The sequence below is a fragment of the Colwellia sp. BRX8-9 genome, from assembly GCF_014077245.1.
GTDB lineage: Bacteria > Pseudomonadota > Gammaproteobacteria > Enterobacterales > Alteromonadaceae > Colwellia_A.
Genome location: NZ_JACGVN010000012.1, coordinates 1 through 20,662, shown reverse-complemented (window position 1 = coordinate 20,662; position 20,662 = coordinate 1). Strand labels below are relative to the sequence as shown.

The window sequence follows — 20,662 nt, the reverse complement described above, 5'->3', positions numbered from 1 at the left end:
TCCTTACTCACTAGTCTTCAACAGATAGCGCGTCATTGACTAGCGCTTGTTGTTCTTTTACATGGACAGACATATAACCTACAGCTGGTGCTGCAGAGGCCTTACGACCAGCATATGTCAAATAAGTACCTTCAGGTATTGCCGCTCTAAAGTGATGCTGTGAACAATACCATGCACCTTGGTTTTGCGGTTCTTCCTGACACCAAACGAATTGCTTAACATGCTGGTATTTGGCCAACTCTGCTTGAAGCTCTTCTTCTGGAAATGGATATAGCTGCTCGATTCGAATGATAACAACATTTTCTTGCTCACTCTTGCGACGCTGATCAAGTAATTCATAGTAAACTTTACCACTACAAAAAACGACACGTGTCACTTTTTTCGGATCGATATCGTCAACTTCACCAATGACATTATGGAACACACCCGTCGATAGCTCTTCTAATGAAGAGACCGCTAAAGGATGTCTTAATAATGACTTAGGCGACATAACAACCAATGGACGACGCATAGGACGAACAACTTGTCGACGCAGCATATTAAATACTTGCGCAGGTGTTGATGGCACACAAACTTGCATATTATGATCGGCACAAAGTTGTAAGAAGCGCTCTAATCGTGCAGATGAATGCTCAGGACCTTGACCTTCATAGCCATGAGGTAACAACATAGTTAAACCACATAAACGGCCCCACTTTTGCTCACCTGAACTAATAAATTGGTCAAAGACTACTTGTGCACAGTTAGCAAAATCACCAAATTGCGCTTCCCAAATAGTAAGCCCTGCAGGCTCTGCTGTAGTATAGCCATATTCAAAGGCAACCACTGATACTTCTGACAACACTGAGTCATGAATATCGAATGGACCTTGTCCTTCGCGAATATTTTGCAAAGGTAAGTATTTGCTAGCATCATCTTGGTTATGTAAAACAGCATGACGATGGAAAAAAGTACCGCGACCAGAGTCTTGCCCAGTAATACGAACACGTTTACCTAAATCAACAACCGAGGCATAAGCTAAATTTTCTGCCATACCCCAATCAAGTAATTTTTCACCCGATGCCATTTTAACGCGATCATCGTATATCTTCTTAACACGACCTTGTACAGGATGAGACTCAGGATATGTTGACAATTTACCGGCAAGTTCTTTCAGCTTTTCAACAGAAATTTCTTTATCGTAATCATCGTCCCACTCATGGCCAAGGTATGGAGTCCAATCGACAGAATGTTCTGTCATAGGTCGCCATTGTTCAACCGTACACTGACCTTCGTCTAGCAATTTACGATAATAAGAGGTTAATTCATTCGACTTATCTAAATTGATTGAACCCTCAGTATCAAGTTGCTGTGCATAGAGTTGACGAGGTGTTGGGTGTTTCTTAATTTTTTTGTACATCAATGGCTGCGTTGCACTAGGCTCATCAGCTTCATTGTGACCATGACGACGGTAGCAAACAAGGTCGATAACGACATCGCGCTTAAATTCGTTGCGATAATCAAGGGCAATTTGTGTTGCCAAGATAACAGCTTCTGGGTCATCGCCATTAACATGAAGAATCGGTGCTGAAACCATTTTTGCTATTTCAGTACAATATTCACCACTGCGCGTATCTGCAGGATTTGACGTTGTAAAACCAACCTGATTATTGACAACGATACGTATCGTTCCACCAACTTTAAATGCACGTGCTTGTGACATATTAAAAGTTTCTTGAACCACACCCTGACCGGCAATAGCAGCGTCACCATGAATCGTAACCGGAAGAACCGTATCACCGACTTTATCACCACGTCTGTCTTGACGCGCACGGACTGAGCCAATAACAACAGGGTTAACAATTTCTAGATGCGATGGATTAAAGGCCAAAGCTAAATGAACATTGCCACCAGGCGTTACAAAATCTGATGAATAACCTTGGTGATATTTAACATCACCTGAAGATAAAATTTCATCGTGCTTACCGCCAAACTCGTCAAATAACTTTGACGGATTTTTACCCATCACGTTAACTAAGACATTTAAGCGGCCACGGTGAGCCATACCAATAACAACTTCTTTAGTGCCTTGCGTACCAGCACGAGTAATAAGCTCTTTTAGCATAGGTATTAACGCATCACCACCTTCAAGGGAGAAACGTTTAGCGCCTGGAAACTTAGCTCCAAGGTATTTACAAATACCATCGGCAGCGATAAGACCTTTAAGAATTTCTTCTTTTTGGTCGACAGAAAATTTTGCTTGCGACTGAACAGACTCTAAACGTTGTTGGATCCAACGTTTTTCATCGGTGTCAGTAATGTGCATATATTCAGCACCGATAGAACCACAGTAAGTAGTTTTAAGGGCATTGTATAAGTCACCTAACTTCATCGCATCTTGAGAAGTAGCAAATGAGCCGACGTTGAACTCTGTATCAAAGTCGTTTTCTGAAAGTTCATGATGCGACAGTTGTAAATCGCGTACCTTATCTCGCTTCCACAAACCTAATGGGTCAAGGTTGGCATTTTGATGTCCACGAAAACGAAAAGCATTAATTAGCTGTAAAACTTTAACTTGTTTGGCATCACTACTACCAGAAACAACAACAGTTTTATGGGATTGCTTAGCTAATTCTTTAAATTCATTGCGGATTTCAGAGTGCCTGAATTCTAAGTCAGCACCTTCAATTTTTGGAAGTTGTTGGAATAACGTTCGCCATTCTGCAGAAACAGATTGGGAGTTATCCAAATAAGATTCGTATAATTCTTCAATGTAAGTAGCGTTAGCGCCACTTAAATGAGAAGACTCTAACCAAGCCTTCATTGTACCTTCGGGCATTGCCTGTTCCTTTATGGGATAAAAGCAATAAAAAAATAAACAATTATCGTTAGCAAGTCAACTAGACTAATGGCTAATTGTCATCTGCTAATGATGACTATTCCTGTTTTAAAACACCAAAGTGCTAGATAACTTCATCTAACACTCTGCTATTTAATTTTATACTGCGCGTGAAATCAACATCGACTTAATATGGCCGATAGCTTTCGTTGGGTTTAATCCTTTTGGACAAACATCAACACAGTTCATAATACCATGACAACGGAATACGCTGTAGGCATCTTGCAAACCATCTAAACGTTCTTCGGTTGCAGTATCACGGCTATCAATTAAGAAGCGATAAGCATGCAACAAACCTGCTGGTCCAATAAACTTATCTGGGTTCCACCAGAAAGACGGACAAGAAGTTGAACAACAAGCACATAAAATACACTCATATAAACCATCAAGCTTTTCGCGCTCTTCAATCGATTGAAGATGCTCACGTGCTGGAGGGTTTTTACCATCATTAATTAAGAACGGCTTGATTTTTTCATATTGATTATAGAACTGTGTCATATCAATAACTAAATCACGTACTACCGGTAAACCAGGTAAAGGGCGTAACACTATTTTCTTTGCTGGAACAGCCGATAATGGTGTAATACAAGCTAAACCATTTTTACCGTTAATATTCATACCGTCAGAGCCACATACTCCCTCACGACATGAACGACGGAAAGAGATAGTCGTATCTTGCTCTTTTAATAAAATAAGTGCATCAAGTACCATCATATCTGAGCCTTCTGGAATATCCAGCTCATAATCTTTCATGTAAGGTGCATTATCAACATCAGGGTTGTAACGATAAATCGAAAAAATTTGTTTCATTGCAATGCTCCTTAGTATACACGAGCTTTCGGTGGGAAAGCTTCACGATGAATAGGTTTCATATTTACAGAACGTTTTGTCATCTCTTCTGTTTCTGGCGTGTAGATAGAGTGGCATAACCAGTTCTCATCATCACGTTCAGTGAAATCTTGACGGGCATGTGCACCACGAGATTCAGTACGGAAGTTAGCTGCTTTAGCTGTACAAAAAGCCGTTTCCATCAAGTTGTCTAATTCTAAACACTCAATACGTTGCGTGTTAAATTCTGTAGACTTATCATCGAGGCTCGCATGTTGAAGACGTTCACGAATTTCAGTCAACTCTTGCATGCCTTCGGCCATAGCCTCACCTTCACGGAATACCGAGAAGTTAAATTGCATACATTTTTGCAAGTCTTTACGTATTTTAGTTGGACTTTCTCCACCTTTTACAGATGACTCCCAACGATTAGTACGTGCTAATGAAGCTTCTAAGTCAGACTCAGAGGCATCTTTTCCGCTTTGCGTATCATTTAGGTAAGTGCCTAAGAAATTACCAGCTGCACGACCAAAGACCACTAAATCAAGAAGAGAATTACCACCTAAACGGTTTGCTCCATGAACAGATACACAAGCGATTTCACCAACGGCAAATAACCCTTCAACGATAGTTTCTTTACCCGTTTCTGGGTTAAAGTTAATCGCTTGGCCATTCACGTTACAAGGAACACCACCCATCTGATAATGACAAGTTGGTATAACTGGAATAGGTTCTACTGCTGGATCTACGTGAGCAAATGTTTTCGATAAATCACAAACACCTGGTAAACGTTTTTCAAGCGTTTCACGGCCTAAATGATCAAGTTTAAGTTTAAGATGCGGACCCATAGGACCGTCAAAACCACGACCTTCACGGATCTCTGTCATCATAGAACGAGCAACTACGTCACGACCTGCTAAATCTTTAGCATTTGGTGCATAACGTTCCATGAAACGCTCGCCATCTTTGTTAAGCAGGTAACCACCTTCTCCACGACAACCTTCAGTAACAAGCGTACCTGCACCGGCGATTCCTGTTGGATGAAACTGCCACATTTCCATGTCTTGCATCTGTATGCCAGCACGAACTGCCATACCAACGCCGTCACCAGTATTGATGTGAGCATTAGTTGTTGATGCATAGATACGACCAGCACCACCGGTAGCTAATACCGTAGCACGGGCTTTGAAGTAAACAATCTCGCCTGTTTCGATACAAATAGCGGTTGTACCAACAATAGCACCGTCACTATTTTTAACTAAATCTAGTGCATACCATTCAGAGTAGACATTAGTTTTATTTTTAACGTTTTGTTGGTACAAGCAATGTAATAAAGCATGGCCAGTACGATCGGCTGCGGCTGCTGTACGTGCAGCTTGTTCGCCACCAAAGTTTTTAGATTGGCCACCGAAAGGACGTTGATAAATCTTACCTTCTTCAGTACGAGAAAAGGGTAGACCCATTTTCTCTAACTCAATAATGGATTCAGGACCTGTTTTACACATGTATTCGATTGCGTCTTGATCTCCGATATAATCAGAACCCTTAACGGTATCGTACATATGTTGTTCCCAATGATCTTCATGCGCATTACCTAGCGCAACAGTGATACCACCTTGAGCAGATACTGTATGAGAACGAGTAGGAAAAACTTTAGAAATCAAGGCACAAGATTTGCCTGATTCAGAAATAGCTAATGCAGCGCGCATACCTGCACCACCGGCGCCAATAACTATAGCGTCAAATTCACGAATTGGAACGCCCACTTATACACCCCACACAATTAAAAAGCCTGCCGCAAGGTAAGCTAATAAAGTAACAGAAAAGAAAAATTGTAATGACCCACGCAAAAAAGCTGGTTTAATATAATCAGACAATACTTGCCAAATACCAATCCACGCATGAATAACAACTGACAAAACAGCAAGTAATGTTGCTATTTTTACTGACATCAAGCCAAAAAAGCTATGCCAAGCGTCATAAGTTACATCTGGAGTAACTACAAAAAAGCCAGCGATCAATAACGTATATAACGTTAAAATAATAGCGCTTGCTCTTATAAGAATAAAATCATGTACGCCATTTCGGCCTACAGTAGCAATGTTGTTTACCATAACCAAACTCCTACTACGACGGTAAGTATAAACCAAAGTGCCATAGCAAATTTAGCACTGGTGTTACCTGAAGCTAATTCTTCAAAATGGCCTAAGTCCATAAATAAGTGACGAACACCCATTAATATATGGAACGTTAGAGCAGAGATTATGCCAAACATAATGAATTTAAATATGAAACCATCCAGACATGCTTGAACTTGAGCAAATCCTTCAGCGGAAGATAGAGATAACGAAAGTGCCCACAATAATATACCAATAGCAAATACCATAATGACACCAGAAACACGGTGCAATATCGAGGCGTTTGCCGAAGGGTGCATTTTAATTGTAGTCAGATCTAGGTTTACAGGACGTTGTTTTTTCACAATTTCGCCTAAAGAGTTCTTTGAGCCTTCAACTTGTTTTTTTATTGCTCAATGAAATAAGTAAACGTGTTTACAATCAATTGAGCAATCCCCTAGCGATCTTAGTTAATATTTGTCTATTAATGAAATAATCTACAAATACAAAAATTAGATCAGCTTGATTATATAGCTGAACATTTTTAATTACAATTTTCTTACGCGAGAATTTCACCTTTATTTCAAAGGTATCAGACTATTATTTAACCTATTTTAGCAATTCTTTAACTTTAGTCTAAGGTAGAAACAATTGGTTTGACTTTAAGGGGGTATAATGAAGTAGAATACGGTCAGTTTTATATTCATAAAAACTGACTAACTTTTCAAAAGTAAGTTCAGCAAGCGAATTAAATAATTTATAGGGGATTAAACATATGGCTGAATCTAAAGCCACTCTCAGTATTGATGGTAACGTAGTTGCAGATTTACCAATACTTTCAGGTAGCGCCGGTAACGACGTAATAGACATCAGAACTTTGGGTAATTATGGTTATTTCACTTATGACCCGGGTTTCTTAGCAACCGCTTCATGTGAATCAGCTATTACTTATATCGATGGTGGTAAGGGTATTTTACAACATCGTGGTTATCCAATTGACAGTTTAGCTAAACAAGCTAACTATCTAGAAGTTTGTTATATTTTGTTAAATGGTGATGCACCAACATCAACTCAATATGATGAATTTGTTGATATTATTACCAACCATACTATGGTTCACGAGAAACTGGCTCATTTTTTCCAAGGTTTCTTGCCTGACGCACACCCAATGGCAATGCTTTGTGGTGTTGTTGGTGCTATGTCTTCATTTTATCATAGTGATTTAGACATTGAAGATCCTGTGCAACGTATGCGTAGTGCGCATCGCTTAATTGCTAAAATGCCAACTATTTCAGCAATGGCTTACAAATACAGCATTGGCCAACCATTCGTTTATCCACGTAATGAATTAAGCTATGCAGAAAACTTCTTACATATGATGTTCTCTGTACCAGCAGAAGAGTATGTTGTTAGCCCTACTGTTGCCCGTGCCATGGATAGAATATTTACATTGCATGCAGATCACGAGCAAAACGCTTCAACTTCAACAGTTCGTTTAGCTGGATCTTCTGGTGCTAACCCTTATGCATGTATCGCTGCAGGCGTAGCATCTTTGTGGGGCCCTGCACATGGCGGCGCTAACGAAGCCTGCTTAAAAATGCTTGAGCAAATTGGTACATTAGAGCGTGTTGACGAATTTGTTGCTCGTGCTAAAGATAAGAGTGATTCATTTCGCTTAATGGGTTTCGGACATCGTGTTTACAAAAACTTTGATCCACGCGCAACAGTAATGCGTGAAACATGTCATGAAGTATTGAAAGAGTTAGGCATAAAAGATCCTCTTTTAGACGTGGCAATGGCTCTTGAAAAAGTGGCCCTTGAAGACCCATACTTTATTGAGAAAAAACTTTACCCGAATGTAGATTTTTATTCAGGTATCATCTTGAAAGCTATCGGTATTCCTACCAACATGTTCACAGTAGTATTTGCTATGTCTCGTACCGTGGGTTGGATTTCTCACTGGGATGAAATGTTAGGTCAAGCGGGTCAAAAAATTGGTCGTCCTCGTCAAAACTATATTGGTGAAATTGACCGTGAATTTATCCCATTAAATAAAAGATAATTATTTATTTTATAAATCACTCTTTGAAAGGTAGCTCACGCTACCTTTTTTATTCCTTCAATTTTAGTCGCATCATAAAAACAATTAATAACCCTTTTTTCTTTGATTATCAGGAAATTTCTTTTGCCTCGCCTTAGTAATAATTTTCTCTTTACTGCAATAAAAACAGCTTTATCTTGATAAAAACATAAAACAGCCCAATAAATAATCATTATAACAATAAAGAATACTAGCTATACACATAAAAAATAGTATTAATAAACAGTAAATTAAAAAAACACAGACCGATAGTTCAGCTTAATTCCGGGCCAAATCTATACCGATAATAGCTAAAAATTACTACAATAATTGTTTAAAATACTGATGATTTATTAATTATAAGTAAAACAATTGATACCTTGCCACTGCATATTTATTTTTCCAACACTATACCCAGCTAAATCAACTGTAATTGTCACCTTACACTCTCACAATCATTGATTGATTTATTAATAAATCAACCAAACCATTACAATTCTGCTGCCTCACACTTTAAATTAAGGTGCAGCCAGCGGATAAAGTCGTCATTGTTAAGGGTAAAAATAGCGAGATAAAGAAAAAAGTTAATTGCTTACGGGATTTGCTGTATTCAGTGTTAATTCACCCTTATAATGTTAAAAATTTTATGAGTTAATGATTACGGTATGTCTGAATATCAAATGAGATTTGGTGGAATTGCGCGTCTTTACGGCGCTGCAGGTGCTGCTTTATTAGAAAAAGCGCACTTCTGTGTGATAGGCATCGGTGGTGTTGGTTCTTGGGCTGCTGAATCTTTAGCAAGAACAGGGATTGGTTCGATAACATTAATTGATTTAGATGATATCTGCACAACCAATATCAATAGACAAATTCATGCACTTACTGAAACGATTGGAGAAAGTAAAGTCGATGTGATGGCTGAACGTATTAAGCAAATTAATCCAAGCTGTCAGGTTAATGTCATTGAAGATTTTGTCACTTTTGATAATTTGCGTGAACTATTAAGTAACGATTTTGATTATGTCATCGATGCTATTGACTCAGTGAAAATAAAAACGGCTATTATTGCTCATTGTAAACGTAATAAAATACCGGTAATTACTATTGGTGGCGCAGGAGGGCAAACAGATCCAAGTAAGATTCAACTTTGTGACTTGAGCCAAACTTATCAAGATCCATTGCTTGCTAAGGTAAAAAATCAACTGCGCCGTGAATTTAACTTCCCAAAAGCCGATGCGAAAACAAGCAATAAGCGAAAATTTTCAATTGATGCCGTTTTTTCTACTGAACAACTGGTTTATCCTGATGAAAATGGCAATGTTTGTCACGCAAAGCAAACTCAAAATGGTACGGTACGGTTAGATTGCAGCTCAGGTTTTGGCGCGGTTACTCACGTTACAGCCACATTTGCTTTCTTTGCTACCAGCCGTGCAATTAAGAAATATTTAGCTAAGCATCAGCTTTGATGTTGCCTTGCCATCATTTTAATTTTTTCAACGATGGCTTTAACACCATTACTACGTGATGGGCTCAAGTGCTGTAACAAACCCAACTTTGAAAAGTAAGATTGGTCATCAAACGCTAATATCTGTGCCGATGAAAGCTGCTGAAAAGCAGCTAATATAATCACCATTAAACCTCGAATAACTTTAGCGTCACTGTCGCAACTAAAAATAAACTCATCTTGAGTATTTTTAGTTGCCATTAACCAGGCATGACTTTCGCATCCTACAATCAAGGTAGTGTTGTTACGGAAGCTTTTATCCATTCTGACTAATGACTTACCCAACATCATTATTTCTCGATGACGAGAATCCCAACCTTTTAATAAACTAAATCTTACTATCATAGCTGAGTGATTAGTTGAATTGACCGGCTGTGCTGAGTGATGTGGTTCAATAATAATTTTATCAACATTGTCATCAGTGCCTTGGATCAGTAAATTTAGTTTCTCAATAAAAAAATCAATTTCTGCATAAGTATTATAAGCCGCTAATGAAACTCTAATACAGCCACTTAATTTTAAATAGTCCATTAAAGGCATCGCACAATGATGTCCACTTCTGATGGCAATACCATATGCATCTAGCCCGCTGGCAATATCGTAATTATGTGCACCACAGACGGTGAATGAAAGTACGCTAATATCAGGTTTGTCCTCAATAACAAATTTAACCACTTTAATTTGTGATAATTTTTCATAACAGTAGCATGTCAGCAAGCTTTCATATTTTGCTAACTGAGCTACTCCAAATGAATTAATGAATTCAATACTGGCAGAGAAAGCAATAACACCAGCATAGTTCGGTGTTCCAGCTTCAAATTTAAAGGGGAGTTGATTAAATGATGTTCCTTGAAAACTAACTATTTTTATCATTTCCCCACCCCCCTGATAAGGAGGCATAGCCGTTAATAAGTCACGTCGACCGTATAAAACACCAACGCCCGTGGGTCCAAACATTTTGTGTGCTGAAAAAACGTAGAAGTCACAGTCTAGAGTTTGCATATTTAGTGCTAAGTGGGCACAAGCTTGAGCACCGTCAATAACGGTTATGGCTTTATATTTTTTAGCTAAGGTGATGATTTTTTTAACGGGATTCACTTTACCAATCACGTTAGAAATATGCGTAAAACTAACCACCTTAGTTTTTTCATTAAAATAACCTGCTAAGCTATTTTCATCGATACGACCGCTCGCATCTAAAGGTAAAACTTTAATAATAGCGCCAGTTTTTTCGGCAATCATTTGCCAAGGCACGATGTTAGCGTGGTGTTCAGCATGGCTTAATAATATTTCATCGCCCGCTTGTAAGTTTTTCTGCCCCCAACTCTGAGCAATTAAATTAATTCCTCCCGTTGTACCTGGAGTCCAAATGATTTCTTCTAAGTATTTGGCTTGAATAAAGTGTTGCACCTTAGCTCTAGCTTGCTCAAAAGCCAAAGTAGCTTTAGCACTCAGAGCATGTGAGGCGCGATGAACATTAGCATTATATTGCTGATACACCTCAGCTTCGGTATCGATAACCACATTAGGCTTTTGAGTGGTAGCGCCATTATCAAAATAAACTAAGGGCAAGTCGTTGACGGTATTACTGAGCAAAGGAAAATGCTGGCGAAATGTGCTGACATCGAATTTATTCATAAGAGATTACATGCAAAGATAATATTACTGACATAATTATACCTGATAATACTATAAAAATTGATCATTTAAACAATCAAGAGTCTCGCTAGTTTATTTAGACAATAGTCCAAAATAATAGGTTAATTTACCTGTTTTAAACTAGAGTTAAACAGTAAAGAAAATAAAGGGTGAAAAGTATGAAGTTATTTTCATGGTTCATTAAAGCAAATAAGCATCCAAAGCCTGCACAAGAAGGTTTAACAACAGCTGTATCAAATGACATCGCAGATGAAGGAATAAAAGCACTTAATCGCAATACTATGTGGCCGATAGCAAAAGTTAAAAACGCGACTGTGATTATTAAGAAGCCAAATAAGAAAATGAATACGTCTCAAAGTACCCATAAATACGAGACGACTAAAGCGAGTAAGCCAATTATTGGCCCTATTCCTTTAGGTTAGGCAGAGCTCTTCTCAACTAATCTGGCTGATAAAAATAGCGCGAAAGCGTTATTTTTTTGCTTCTATTGCTAGACTAACATTATGTAAATAGTGTGGCATTAAGAACTTTTCGGGGTTGTCGGCTAGCAATTGTAAGTATAAAGCTGGAAAGCCTGTTTGATAATACCGCATCCTAGTTCTTTGCTTTAAAGGTTTTATTGCAACAAAGTCTTTTTCATTACAGCTTTCAGCAATAAAAGCCCCCACGCTATCACCTTCTTTAGAAACAGTCCCTAATTTCCAACCTTGCGCAGTATGAGTCACTAACGATGTTTTCCTTGAAATATATTTAGCCCAAGGTAATTCGCTGAGAATTATCGCACGGACTTTCTCACGAGAGCCTTGATAAAAACGGGGCAAAATTGCAACATTATGGGAGAACATCGCATTTTGCACAGCCAAGCAACGAGAATGATTTTTAGGTAGCGCGTACTCATCAATAAAGCCAAGTAGATGAGCCAGCTCATGGTAAAAGACTTCTGCATTATCATGACGATCAATATATAAAATACCCGCGTTTACGTTAGCACCGCCTTTTTCAACAAGCACCGCAATGAACCTGTCTAGTGACACTCGCTTATTATTTGGCCAGATAGATTCGTCACATCGAATCGCTTCATTAGTACTTTGGTGACAAGCGAGTGTTATTTTACTGATGTATTGTACCGGTGAAAAACAAAGGTAAGGTTGTAATGTTGCTAACGTCGAGGATGATATCAGTTCTTCAAAATATGCTAAGTCGCGTAGATTCGTTGCATAAGGCGCAATGCTCGCTAGACAATTTGCTTGTGACGGTATATGTGGGGTATTTAAGACATTGTAACGCAATAGCTTTTTCGAAAAAGATTCAAGTTCTTCAGATGGTTTGTCTGCGTTTATCGTCTCAAGCTGCTTAATATATCGGTCTATTTCTGGTTTTTCTCCTATTGAAATTAAAACCTCAAGTAAAAGCGTTAGGGCAGATCCATTAGACGATATTGGTAATAATAATTTTTTAGCCGCAAGTAGTTTGTTATGGGAAAAATAAATTTTCGCTAAGTCTATTCTTGCTTGCTGATGACCTAATCGAATGGCTTGTGCAAGCCATAGCTCGATATTTTGATTATTGTCGCCTTGCTTATTTTTATAATATTGGGCTAATTTAAATGCCACCTCTCCATCACTTTTAGCCAGTGATTTAGCAATATTTTGCCATCTTGGGTCGTTATCAACATAAGTATTTAAATGCTTATACAAAAGAGTGTTTAAGCCAAGCTTTTCTATAACGGTTAATTGTGAGTGGTTAGCGTAACCATTTTCTACGGCTTTAATTAATGAGTTTACCGATACAAAAGAGCTTATTGATATAACAGTCAATAAGCTGATGATGGTTAAGCTGACTTTATATTTCATTTGCAGGTATAAATAACATCCATCAACACATTAAGACGACTTAGCGGCTTTAACAATTTCTTGTCGCATTAAGTCTAACTCAAGTTTGGCGTATCTGTGTTCAACAAACTCATAGACGTTAGTACTTAAGGCTAATTTAAAAAAGTTTGCTGCAAGTTCATTATTGTCTTTGAGTTGATAGTATTTACCTAAGTAGAAATATGCCTCGCACAGACGTTCACTTAAAGCCTTATTAGAATTTACGCCTATTGATAATTGACTGATAAATTCTTGCTCGGTTATCTCACCAAGATAAAGTTGAATAATATTTTTAGCCCAAACACTCTCTTCAACTTGCTCTGCCGCGACCTTTAATGATGTTTTCGCATTAAGGTTATTTGCCGCTGACTCGGCTAAATACATCCATAAAATACGGTAAGGGTCATTACTTTTTCGTTGCTGAAAAGTACTAAAATCATCAATAGATAGTTCAGCACGACCACCATAATATAAAGCAATCCCTCTATTTAAATAGGCATATTCATGTTCAGGCGCTAAATCTATTGCCGAATCAAAAGCCTCGTAAGCTTGGTTGAACTCTTGCAATTGGGTGAAATGGATCCCTAAAAAATTATAGGCATCAACAAAGTCTGGCTTTAAACGCAAAGCTCGATTGAAATCAAGACGGGCTAATGAACGTAAACCAACACTGTCGTAAACAACACCGCGGTCATAATAAAGTTCAGCTCGTTGGGCATCGGTTATTTCAGCTCTTTGAATAACATCAGTTAGACGCGCTATCGCTATTTCACTTTTATAATTTATGGCTAATGGTTCGACAATGATAAGTTGATTCATGGCGAGCGAATCGTCATTTTCTGGGCTGCTTGCACAACCTTGTAAAGATGAGATGACGATGACAAGCGCTACTTTAAATAATTTATTCACAGAAATAATGTACCTAATGAAATTTTGTATTGACTCATTTTAGTATATAAAAAAGGGAGCCATCAGGCTCCCTTTTTATCTAACTTTTTAAGTAAGCTATTCAGCAGCGTCAGCTACTGGTGCTTCCTTTTTCTCATTAGCTTCTTTAATACTTAAACGTACACGGCCTTGACGGTCGACTTCAAGTACTTTAACCGTAACTTCCTGGCCTTCAGTTAATACGTCACTTACAGCATTAACACGTTCGTCAGAGATTTGAGAGATGTGAACTAAACCATCTTTACCCGGAAGTACGTTAACAAAAGCACCAAAATCAACGATACGTACTACTTTACCTTGGTAAATTGTACCTACTTCAATTTCAGCCGTTAATGCTTTAATACGATTAATCGCATCTTCAGCTTGCTCACCATTAGTTGCAGCAATTTTAACAGTACCATCGTCATCAATCTCGATAGTTGTACCTGTTTCTTCTGTAAGCATGCGGATAGTAGCACCACCTTTACCAATGATGTCACGAATTTTATCTTGGCTAACTTTGATGGTATGAATGCGTGGTGCAAACTGTGAAATATCATCACGGTGACCAGAGATAGCTTCATCCATTACAGATAGGATATGAGTACGTGCAGCTTTTGCTTGGTTTAAAGCAAGTTGCATGATTTCTTTAGTGATGCCTTCAATTTTAATGTCCATTTGAAGTGCAGTAATACCACCGGTAGTACCCGCTACTTTAAAGTCCATGTCACCTAAGTGATCTTCATCACCTAAAATGTCTGAAAGAACAACAAAGTCGTCGCCTTCTTTAACTAAGCCCATTGCAATACCAGCAACAGAAGCTTTAATTGGTACACCAGCATCCATTAATGCTAATGAAGCACCACAAACAGAAGCCATTGAAGATGAACCATTTGATTCTGTAATTTCAGAAACAATACGCACAGCATATGGGAATTCTTCAAGTGAAGGCATAACCGCTAACATACCGCGTTTTGCTAAACGGCCATGGCCGATTTCACGACGCTTTGGAGAGCCAACAAAACCTGTTTCACCAACACAGTATGGAGGAAAGTTATAATGAAGCATAAATGCGTCAGTCTTCTCACCCATAATAGTATCAAGACGCTGTGCATCACGTTGTGTACCTAAAGTAGCCGTAACTAATGCTTGTGTTTCACCACGAGTAAATACCGCAGAACCGTGAGTTCTCGGTAATACACCTGTCATAACGTCTAGGGCACGGATCATTTCAGGATCACGACCATCGATGCGAGGCATGCCTTTAGTGATACGACCACGAACAACAGTTTTCTCTAAGTCATGGAATAAATCTTTTGCTTCTTGAACATTAAGATCTGCATCGCTTGCTAATAATGTTTCAACAACACCATCGCGGATTTCTTTGATTTTTTCGTAACGAACAGCTTTTTCAGTGATTTGGTAAGCTTCGTTAACTTGTGCTTCACTCAATTCTGCAATTTTAGCAATAAGGTCAGCATTCTTAACTGGTGCAACCCAATCCCACTTAGGATTGTTAACTTCAGCAGCCATTTCTTTAATTGCTGTGATAGCCGTTTGCATTTGCTCATGGCCATACATAACAGCGCCAAGCATAACTTCTTCAGATAAAATATCAGCTTCAGACTCAACCATTAGTACTGCAGAATCAGTACCTGAAACAACTAAGTTTAACTTAGACGTTTCTAATTCAGATTGTAATGGGTTAAGAATGTATTTGCCGTCAGTATAACCAACACGTGCTGCGCCAACAGGACCACTAAATGGCATACCTGAAATAGCTAAAGCTGCAGACGTACCTAATAAAGAAATGATGTCAGGGGCAATTTCTGGGTTAGCAGAAACAACCGTAATAACAACTTGAACTTCGTTAGTAAAGCCATCTGGGAAAAGTGGACGAATTGGACGGTCAATTAAACGACAGATTAATGTTTCTTCTTCAGAAGGACGGCCTTCACGTTTAAAGAAACCACCTGGGATTTTACCCGCTGCGTATGTACGCTCTTGGTAGTTAACTGTTAATGGAAAAAAATCTTGTCCTGGTTTTGCTTCTTTCTTACCAACAACAGACACTAATACACACGTATCGTCCATGCTTGCCATAACAGCACAAGTTGCTTGACGTGCGATAGCACCAGTTTCTAAAGTAACGGTATGTTGACCGAATTCAAATGTTTTTGTCACTGTATTGAACATAAATGTTCCTTTTTAGCTAAATATAAATTTTCTTGATTAACCAATCTGTACAATTATTTATTCACTTAGAGCAAAATTTTAACCGCTTAAGTTGAACAAAAAATTATACAGTTTGGATTGATTAGTTTTGCAAAAGCTTAAATTTTCTAAAAATTTGCAGGCACATTATACTATCAAACGCGCTATTTACTAGCCAGAAAGGGGAATTGTTATTAAGAAAAGACAAAAAAGCGTACTTTGACTAAGTTTGGGCAAGTTACCCAGTAAATTAGCAATAAAAAAAGGAGCTATAAAGCTCCTTTTTTTTGATATTACCTTTAAGAAAAAAGGTAACAAATAAGTCACATCTTAACGACGTAGACCTAATTTAGCGATTACCGTTGTGTAACGCTCAACGTTTTTGCCTTTTAAGTAATCAAGTAACTTACGACGTTGTGCAACCATGCGCAATAAACCACGACGTGAGTGATGATCATGGATGTGCTCTTTGAAGTGACCTTGTAGGTGGTTAATTTGTGTAGTTAACAAAGCAACTTGTACTTCAGGTGAACCAGTATCACCTTCTTTTTGAGCATATTCTGCAACGATTGCAGCTTTTTCTGTAGCATTTAAAGACATAATAAATCCTTAGTGTGATGTACTCGAAAGTACTTAAAATTCGCACCTCGCCAAACACTAATTCAGCTAAGGTGACAAAAGAGCGCGCATTGTATCAGCGACAGACGAAATTGCAACTGATATTTGTGTCACACCATTAATAACTTGTCGTTAGACTATATAACATTTAACCATGAGTAAACGCTGTTTTATTTTACTGATATAGGCGATAACCAGCCAAGATCCTAAAATGTTAAATAATTTATTACAGCGTTTTCAAAAATTCGTCTAAAACAACAATGCGTTTTGGTGCAATTAAACCGTTGTCGTCTATATGACCAACACCAATAAACTCTCCATCATTGATATTGTCTCCAACAAAAACCTGCACTAAACCTTCAGCTGGAACATTAGCTGCTTGTACTGGATTACCGTGGCGTAAAAAGTTAGCAGACATATCATCTATAAAAACCTCAGGGATACCATCACAGGCCGTCGTCATCGGTAACAATAAAGGGTCAAGTAAAGTAGAAGGCGCTAACTCTTGCTCTTCTGCTTGTGCCACTAATGCTTGTAATTGTTCCAGTGTTACCATTTTATCTGTAGGATAATTTCCCACGGCACTTCTGCGTAAATTAGCAACATGTGCGCCACAACCAAGCAGCTCGCCTAAATCGTCGATGATAGTACGAATATAGGTGCCTTTAGATACATGAATATGTAAATCAACTTCATCACCTTCAAAGCGTAATAAGTCTAAACGAAAAACCGTAATATCTCGGGACTCACGAGGGACCTCAACACCTTCTCGCGCATATTTATATAAAGGCTGGCCTTTATATTTTAACGCTGAGTACATAGAAGGAATTTGCTGTGTGGTACCGCGAAAAGACTCAAGTGCTATTGCTAATTGCTCACTTGATACATCAACCAGCTTTTCCGCAACAACTTCGCCGTCAGCGTCACTGGTTGTAGTGCGCACACCCAATTTTGCTGTTACTTGATAGGTTTTATCAGTATCGAGTAAAAATTGAGAAAACTTAGTTGCTTCACCTAAACAAATCGGCAACATACCGGTAGCAAGTGGATCTAATGCCCCAGTATGCCCGGCTTTTTGTGCAAAGAAGATACGCTTAACTTTTTGTAAAGCACTGTTCGATGACATGTCATAGGGTTTATCAAGTAGGATCACCCCATTAATTGGGCGACCTTTTCTGCGTTTAGCCATCTAGCTGTACCCTATGAATTTTCTTCGTTGTTGAGATCAGTTGCTTCTTTAGAAGCGGTAGCATCTCGCTCTGAGCTTTCAGCAATATGCTTATCGCTAGCGACAGCTTCATCAACCAATGAACTCATTCGAACACCTTCAGCCATAGAGCTGTCATAAACAAAACGTAAATGCGGCATAATACGAGCACGTAATTTCTTCGCTAATAACGAACGAATAAAACCAGCAGCTTCATTTAACACTTCAATAGAGCTTTTTATTTCTGAGGCTTCATTGGTAAAAAAAGTCACGAATATTTTTGCGTAAGCTAAATCACGTGTCAACTCGACAGCAGAAACTGTTGTCATGACTAAGCGTGGATCTTTAACTTCGCGCATCAAAATAGTCGCGATTTCTTTTTGTATTTCTTGTCCGACACGGTCGGTACGGGCAAATTCTCTTGCCATAGGAAATTCTCCTAATAAAATTATCGAGGACTTTTACCTGATAACTTTTAATATATAAACAAAAATGGAGGCAAAGCCCCCATTTAGTATTTGTACAACAGTAAGTGAGCTATCTCATTACATTGAAGCCGATTAACCAACAAAAGCAGTCAATCAATCAGCAATAATCTAAAGTTATAGCGTACGCTTAATTTCTATTGTTTCGAATACTTCAATTTGGTCACCAACGCGAACATCATTGTAGTTCTTAACACCGATACCACATTCAGTACCGTTACGAACTTCTGCAACATCGTCTTTGAAACGACGAAGTGATTCAAGTTCACCTTCGTATATAACAACCAAGTCACGTAATACGCGAATTGGAGCACTACGTTTAATGATACCTTCAGTAACCATACAACCAGCGATTGCGCCGATTTTAGGCGACTTAAACACGTCACGAACTTGTGCAAGACCAATGATTTCTTGCTTGAACTCTGGCGCTAACATGCCGCTCATCGCTTGCTTAACTTCATCAATTAATGCGTAAATAACACTATAGTAGCGTAAATCAATGTTTTCAGATTCAATCACTTTACGCGCAGATGCATCAGCACGAACATTAAAACCAACCACGATGGCATTTGAAGCCGCCGCTAATGTCGCATCAGTTTCAGTGATAGCACCAACACCTGAACCTATGATTCTAACTTTAACTTCATCAGTAGATAACTTAAGTAATGAGTCACTAATAGCTTCAAGTGAACCTTGAACATCCGACTTAATTACAACGTTTACTTCAGAAATTTCGCCTTCAGCCATACTTGCAAACATATTTTCAAGTTTAGCTTTTTGTTGACGAGCAAGTTTCACATCACGGAATTTACCTTGACGGAATAAAGCAACTTCACGTGCTTTCTTCTCATCTTTAACAACAGTCGCTTCATCACCAGATTGTGGAACACCACTTAAACCAATAATTTCAACTGGGATAGATGGACCTGCTGATTGAATATCTTTACCATTTTCATCGCGCATTGCACGAACACGGCCATATTCTAAACCACAAAGAACAATATCGCCTTGCTTTAAAGTACCTTCTTGAACCAGGATAGTTGCTACTGGGCCGCGGCCTTTATCTAATTTAGATTCAATAACTACACCACTTGCCATTTTATCGACAACAGCAGTTAGCTCTAAAACTTCAGACTGTAGCAATATTGAATCAAGTAAGTCATCAATACCTAAACCTGTTTTAGCTGAGACATGACAAAATTGAACTTCACCGCCCCACTCTTCAGATAAAACACCGTGTTGAGATAATTCACTCTTAACACGTTCGATATCAACACCTTCTTTATCCATCTTGTTTACAGCGATGATAATAGGTGCATCAGATGCTTTAGCATGTTGAATTGCTTCAACAGTCTGTGGCATAACACCATCATCTGCAGCAACAACAATGATAACGATATCGGTTGCTTTAGCACCACGAGAACGCATAGAAGTAAAGGCAGCATGACCTGGAGTATCTAAGAAAGTGATCATACCATGACCAGTTTCTACGTGATAAGCACCAATATGCTGAGTAATACCACCGGCTTCACCGTCTGCTACTTTCGCTTTACGAATGTAATCAAGTAATGATGTTTTACCGTGATCAACGTGACCCATAATAGTAACAACAGGTGCACGAGTAATCTCGATACCCGTATGATGACGGTCAGCAAGTACAGCTTCTTCCAAGGCATTTTCTTTAACAAGTACAACTTCAAAACCCATATCTTCAGCAACAAGTGCGGCTGTTTCTTGGTCAATAACTTGGTTAATGGTTGCCATTGCGCCTAGTTTGAACATAGCTTTAACAACTTCCGCGCCTTTCTTAGCCATTTTATTGGCAAGTTCAGCAACCGAAATAGTTTCGCCAATGCGAATATCTTGTACTTTTGTTTCTACTGGTTTAGTAAAACCATGTTTTAAGCTGTCAGGTGAAGATAAAGTTTTACCTTTACCGCGACCATTGTTGCGGCCACGAGCATTACGGTCTGCAGGTGCTTTTTTCTTCTTACGACGACGGCCACTTTCATCAGCAGAGTCACTTTTATCTTCAGCTTCTTGAGCATATTTAGAAGAAGTTAAATGAACAACCTCTTTCTCTTTAGCTTTACGCTCAGCTTCTTGTTCTTTCCAGCGCGCTTCATTTTCTTCTGCTAATTTTTTAGCGGCGGCTGTTGCTTCTTTAGCTTCTTCTTCAAGCTTAGCTTTTGTTTCAGCTTCTAGAGCAAGACGAACTTTTTTAGCTTCTTCAGTTTCTGCAATTTTTACTGGTACTTCTTCAGCATTTTTTGC

The 20,662-nt window shown here is 38.6% G+C and carries 16 protein-coding genes; 3 read left to right on the top strand and 13 right to left on the bottom strand.

Translation table 11 applies throughout. The features are described 5' to 3' along the window. Positions 1-10: 10 nt before the first annotated feature. The 5 genes from H4J70_RS11500 to sdhC form a co-directional block, all read right to left on the bottom strand. Positions 11-2,818 (bottom strand): 2-oxoglutarate dehydrogenase E1 component, encoded by a 2,808-nt coding sequence (locus H4J70_RS11500; RefSeq protein ID WP_182222941.1) that lies wholly within the window; start codon positions 2,816-2,818, stop codon positions 11-13. A 159-nt stretch (positions 2,819-2,977) separates the two neighbouring features. After that, a complete protein-coding gene (locus H4J70_RS11495) occupies positions 2,978-3,688 on the bottom strand; it encodes a succinate dehydrogenase iron-sulfur subunit (RefSeq protein WP_070376197.1) in 711 nt (236 codons plus the stop codon). 11 nt (positions 3,689-3,699) lie between these two features. Beyond that, positions 3,700-5,472, bottom strand: coding sequence for a succinate dehydrogenase flavoprotein subunit (gene sdhA / locus H4J70_RS11490; protein ID WP_070376196.1), 1,773 nt, complete (start codon positions 5,470-5,472; stop codon positions 3,700-3,702). Then, positions 5,473-5,820 (bottom strand): succinate dehydrogenase, hydrophobic membrane anchor protein, encoded by a 348-nt coding sequence (gene sdhD / locus H4J70_RS11485; RefSeq protein ID WP_070376195.1) that lies wholly within the window; start codon positions 5,818-5,820, stop codon positions 5,473-5,475. Further along, on the bottom strand, positions 5,814-6,188 hold the full coding sequence (gene sdhC / locus H4J70_RS11480; protein WP_070376194.1) for a succinate dehydrogenase, cytochrome b556 subunit: 375 nt from the start codon (positions 6,186-6,188) through the stop codon (positions 5,814-5,816). Before sdhC ends, sdhD begins: the two co-directional genes overlap by 7 nt. Positions 6,189-6,598: 410 nt before the next feature. On the opposite strand from sdhC, the gene H4J70_RS11475 reads away from it, so the two are divergent. Together H4J70_RS11475 and tcdA are read left to right on the top strand one after the other, a co-directional pair. Next, complete coding sequence (locus H4J70_RS11475; protein ID WP_182215429.1) at positions 6,599-7,885, top strand: citrate synthase; 1,287 nt, start codon at positions 6,599-6,601, stop codon at positions 7,883-7,885. A 683-nt stretch (positions 7,886-8,568) separates the two neighbouring features. Then, complete coding sequence (tcdA, locus tag H4J70_RS11470; RefSeq protein WP_182215431.1) at positions 8,569-9,369, top strand: tRNA cyclic N6-threonylcarbamoyladenosine(37) synthase TcdA; 801 nt, start codon at positions 8,569-8,571, stop codon at positions 9,367-9,369. Here the strand turns inward: tcdA and H4J70_RS11465 are convergent. Continuing rightward, positions 9,360-11,045: a SufS family cysteine desulfurase gene (locus H4J70_RS11465; RefSeq protein ID WP_182251175.1), complete on the bottom strand. Its 1,686-nt coding sequence runs from the start codon at positions 11,043-11,045 to the stop codon at positions 9,360-9,362. The two genes, tcdA and H4J70_RS11465, sit on opposite strands and share 10 nt — an antisense overlap. Before the next feature lie 179 nt (positions 11,046-11,224). On the opposite strand from H4J70_RS11465, the gene H4J70_RS11460 reads away from it, so the two are divergent. Continuing rightward, positions 11,225-11,488: a hypothetical protein gene (locus H4J70_RS11460; protein WP_182251174.1), complete on the top strand. Its 264-nt coding sequence runs from the start codon at positions 11,225-11,227 to the stop codon at positions 11,486-11,488. Positions 11,489-11,536: 48 nt separating this feature from the next. On the opposite strand, the gene H4J70_RS11455 is transcribed toward H4J70_RS11460, so the two are convergent. The 7 genes from H4J70_RS11455 to infB form a co-directional block, all read right to left on the bottom strand. Next, positions 11,537-12,919 carry a hypothetical protein gene (locus H4J70_RS11455; protein ID WP_182251173.1) on the bottom strand — a complete coding sequence of 461 codons (1,383 nt, stop codon included), beginning with the start codon at positions 12,917-12,919 and terminating at the stop codon, positions 11,537-11,539. A 30-nt stretch (positions 12,920-12,949) separates the two neighbouring features. Beyond that, positions 12,950-13,846 carry a lipoprotein NlpI gene (nlpI, locus tag H4J70_RS11450; RefSeq protein WP_182244922.1) on the bottom strand — a complete coding sequence of 299 codons (897 nt, stop codon included), beginning with the start codon at positions 13,844-13,846 and terminating at the stop codon, positions 12,950-12,952. 96 nt (positions 13,847-13,942) lie between these two features. Continuing rightward, positions 13,943-16,060, bottom strand: a complete 2,118-nt coding sequence (pnp, locus tag H4J70_RS11445; RefSeq protein WP_182215440.1) for a polyribonucleotide nucleotidyltransferase — start codon at positions 16,058-16,060, stop codon at positions 13,943-13,945. 348 nt (positions 16,061-16,408) lie between these two features. Then, positions 16,409-16,678, bottom strand: coding sequence for a 30S ribosomal protein S15 (gene rpsO, locus H4J70_RS11440; RefSeq protein ID WP_070376186.1), 270 nt, complete (start codon positions 16,676-16,678; stop codon positions 16,409-16,411). Between the two features lie 244 nt (positions 16,679-16,922). Continuing rightward, positions 16,923-17,885 carry a tRNA pseudouridine(55) synthase TruB gene (gene truB, locus H4J70_RS11435; RefSeq protein WP_182215442.1) on the bottom strand — a complete coding sequence of 321 codons (963 nt, stop codon included), beginning with the start codon at positions 17,883-17,885 and terminating at the stop codon, positions 16,923-16,925. A gap of 11 nt (positions 17,886-17,896) precedes the next feature. After that, on the bottom strand, positions 17,897-18,331 hold the full coding sequence (rbfA, locus tag H4J70_RS11430) for a 30S ribosome-binding factor RbfA (RefSeq protein ID WP_182215444.1): 435 nt from the start codon (positions 18,329-18,331) through the stop codon (positions 17,897-17,899). Positions 18,332-18,505: 174 nt separating this feature from the next. After that, positions 18,506-20,662 (bottom strand): translation initiation factor IF-2 (gene infB, locus H4J70_RS11425; protein WP_259368048.1); only part of this gene is annotated, 2,157 nt, incomplete at its 5' end.

Coding starts and splice junctions, on each gene's coding strand:
- H4J70_RS11500 (WP_182222941.1), bottom strand. CDS start 2,818: ATGCCCGAAGGTACAATGAAGGCTTGGTTAGAGTCTTCTCATTTAAGT.
- H4J70_RS11455 (WP_182251173.1), bottom strand. CDS start 12,919: ATGAAATATAAAGTCAGCTTAACCATCATCAGCTTATTGACTGTTATA.
- truB (WP_182215442.1), bottom strand. CDS start 17,885: ATGGCTAAACGCAGAAAAGGTCGCCCAATTAATGGGGTGATCCTACTT.
- rpsO (WP_070376186.1), bottom strand. CDS start 16,678: ATGTCTTTAAATGCTACAGAAAAAGCTGCAATCGTTGCAGAATATGCT.
- pnp (WP_182215440.1), bottom strand. CDS start 16,060: ATGTTCAATACAGTGACAAAAACATTTGAATTCGGTCAACATACCGTT.
- H4J70_RS11475 (WP_182215429.1), top strand. CDS start 6,599: ATGGCTGAATCTAAAGCCACTCTCAGTATTGATGGTAACGTAGTTGCA.
- tcdA (WP_182215431.1), top strand. CDS start 8,569: ATGTCTGAATATCAAATGAGATTTGGTGGAATTGCGCGTCTTTACGGC.
- H4J70_RS11460 (WP_182251174.1), top strand. CDS start 11,225: ATGAAGTTATTTTCATGGTTCATTAAAGCAAATAAGCATCCAAAGCCT.
- rbfA (WP_182215444.1), bottom strand. CDS start 18,331: ATGGCAAGAGAATTTGCCCGTACCGACCGTGTCGGACAAGAAATACAA.
- H4J70_RS11465 (WP_182251175.1), bottom strand. CDS start 11,045: ATGAATAAATTCGATGTCAGCACATTTCGCCAGCATTTTCCTTTGCTC.
- sdhD (WP_070376195.1), bottom strand. CDS start 5,820: ATGGTAAACAACATTGCTACTGTAGGCCGAAATGGCGTACATGATTTT.
- H4J70_RS11495 (WP_070376197.1), bottom strand. CDS start 3,688: ATGAAACAAATTTTTTCGATTTATCGTTACAACCCTGATGTTGATAAT.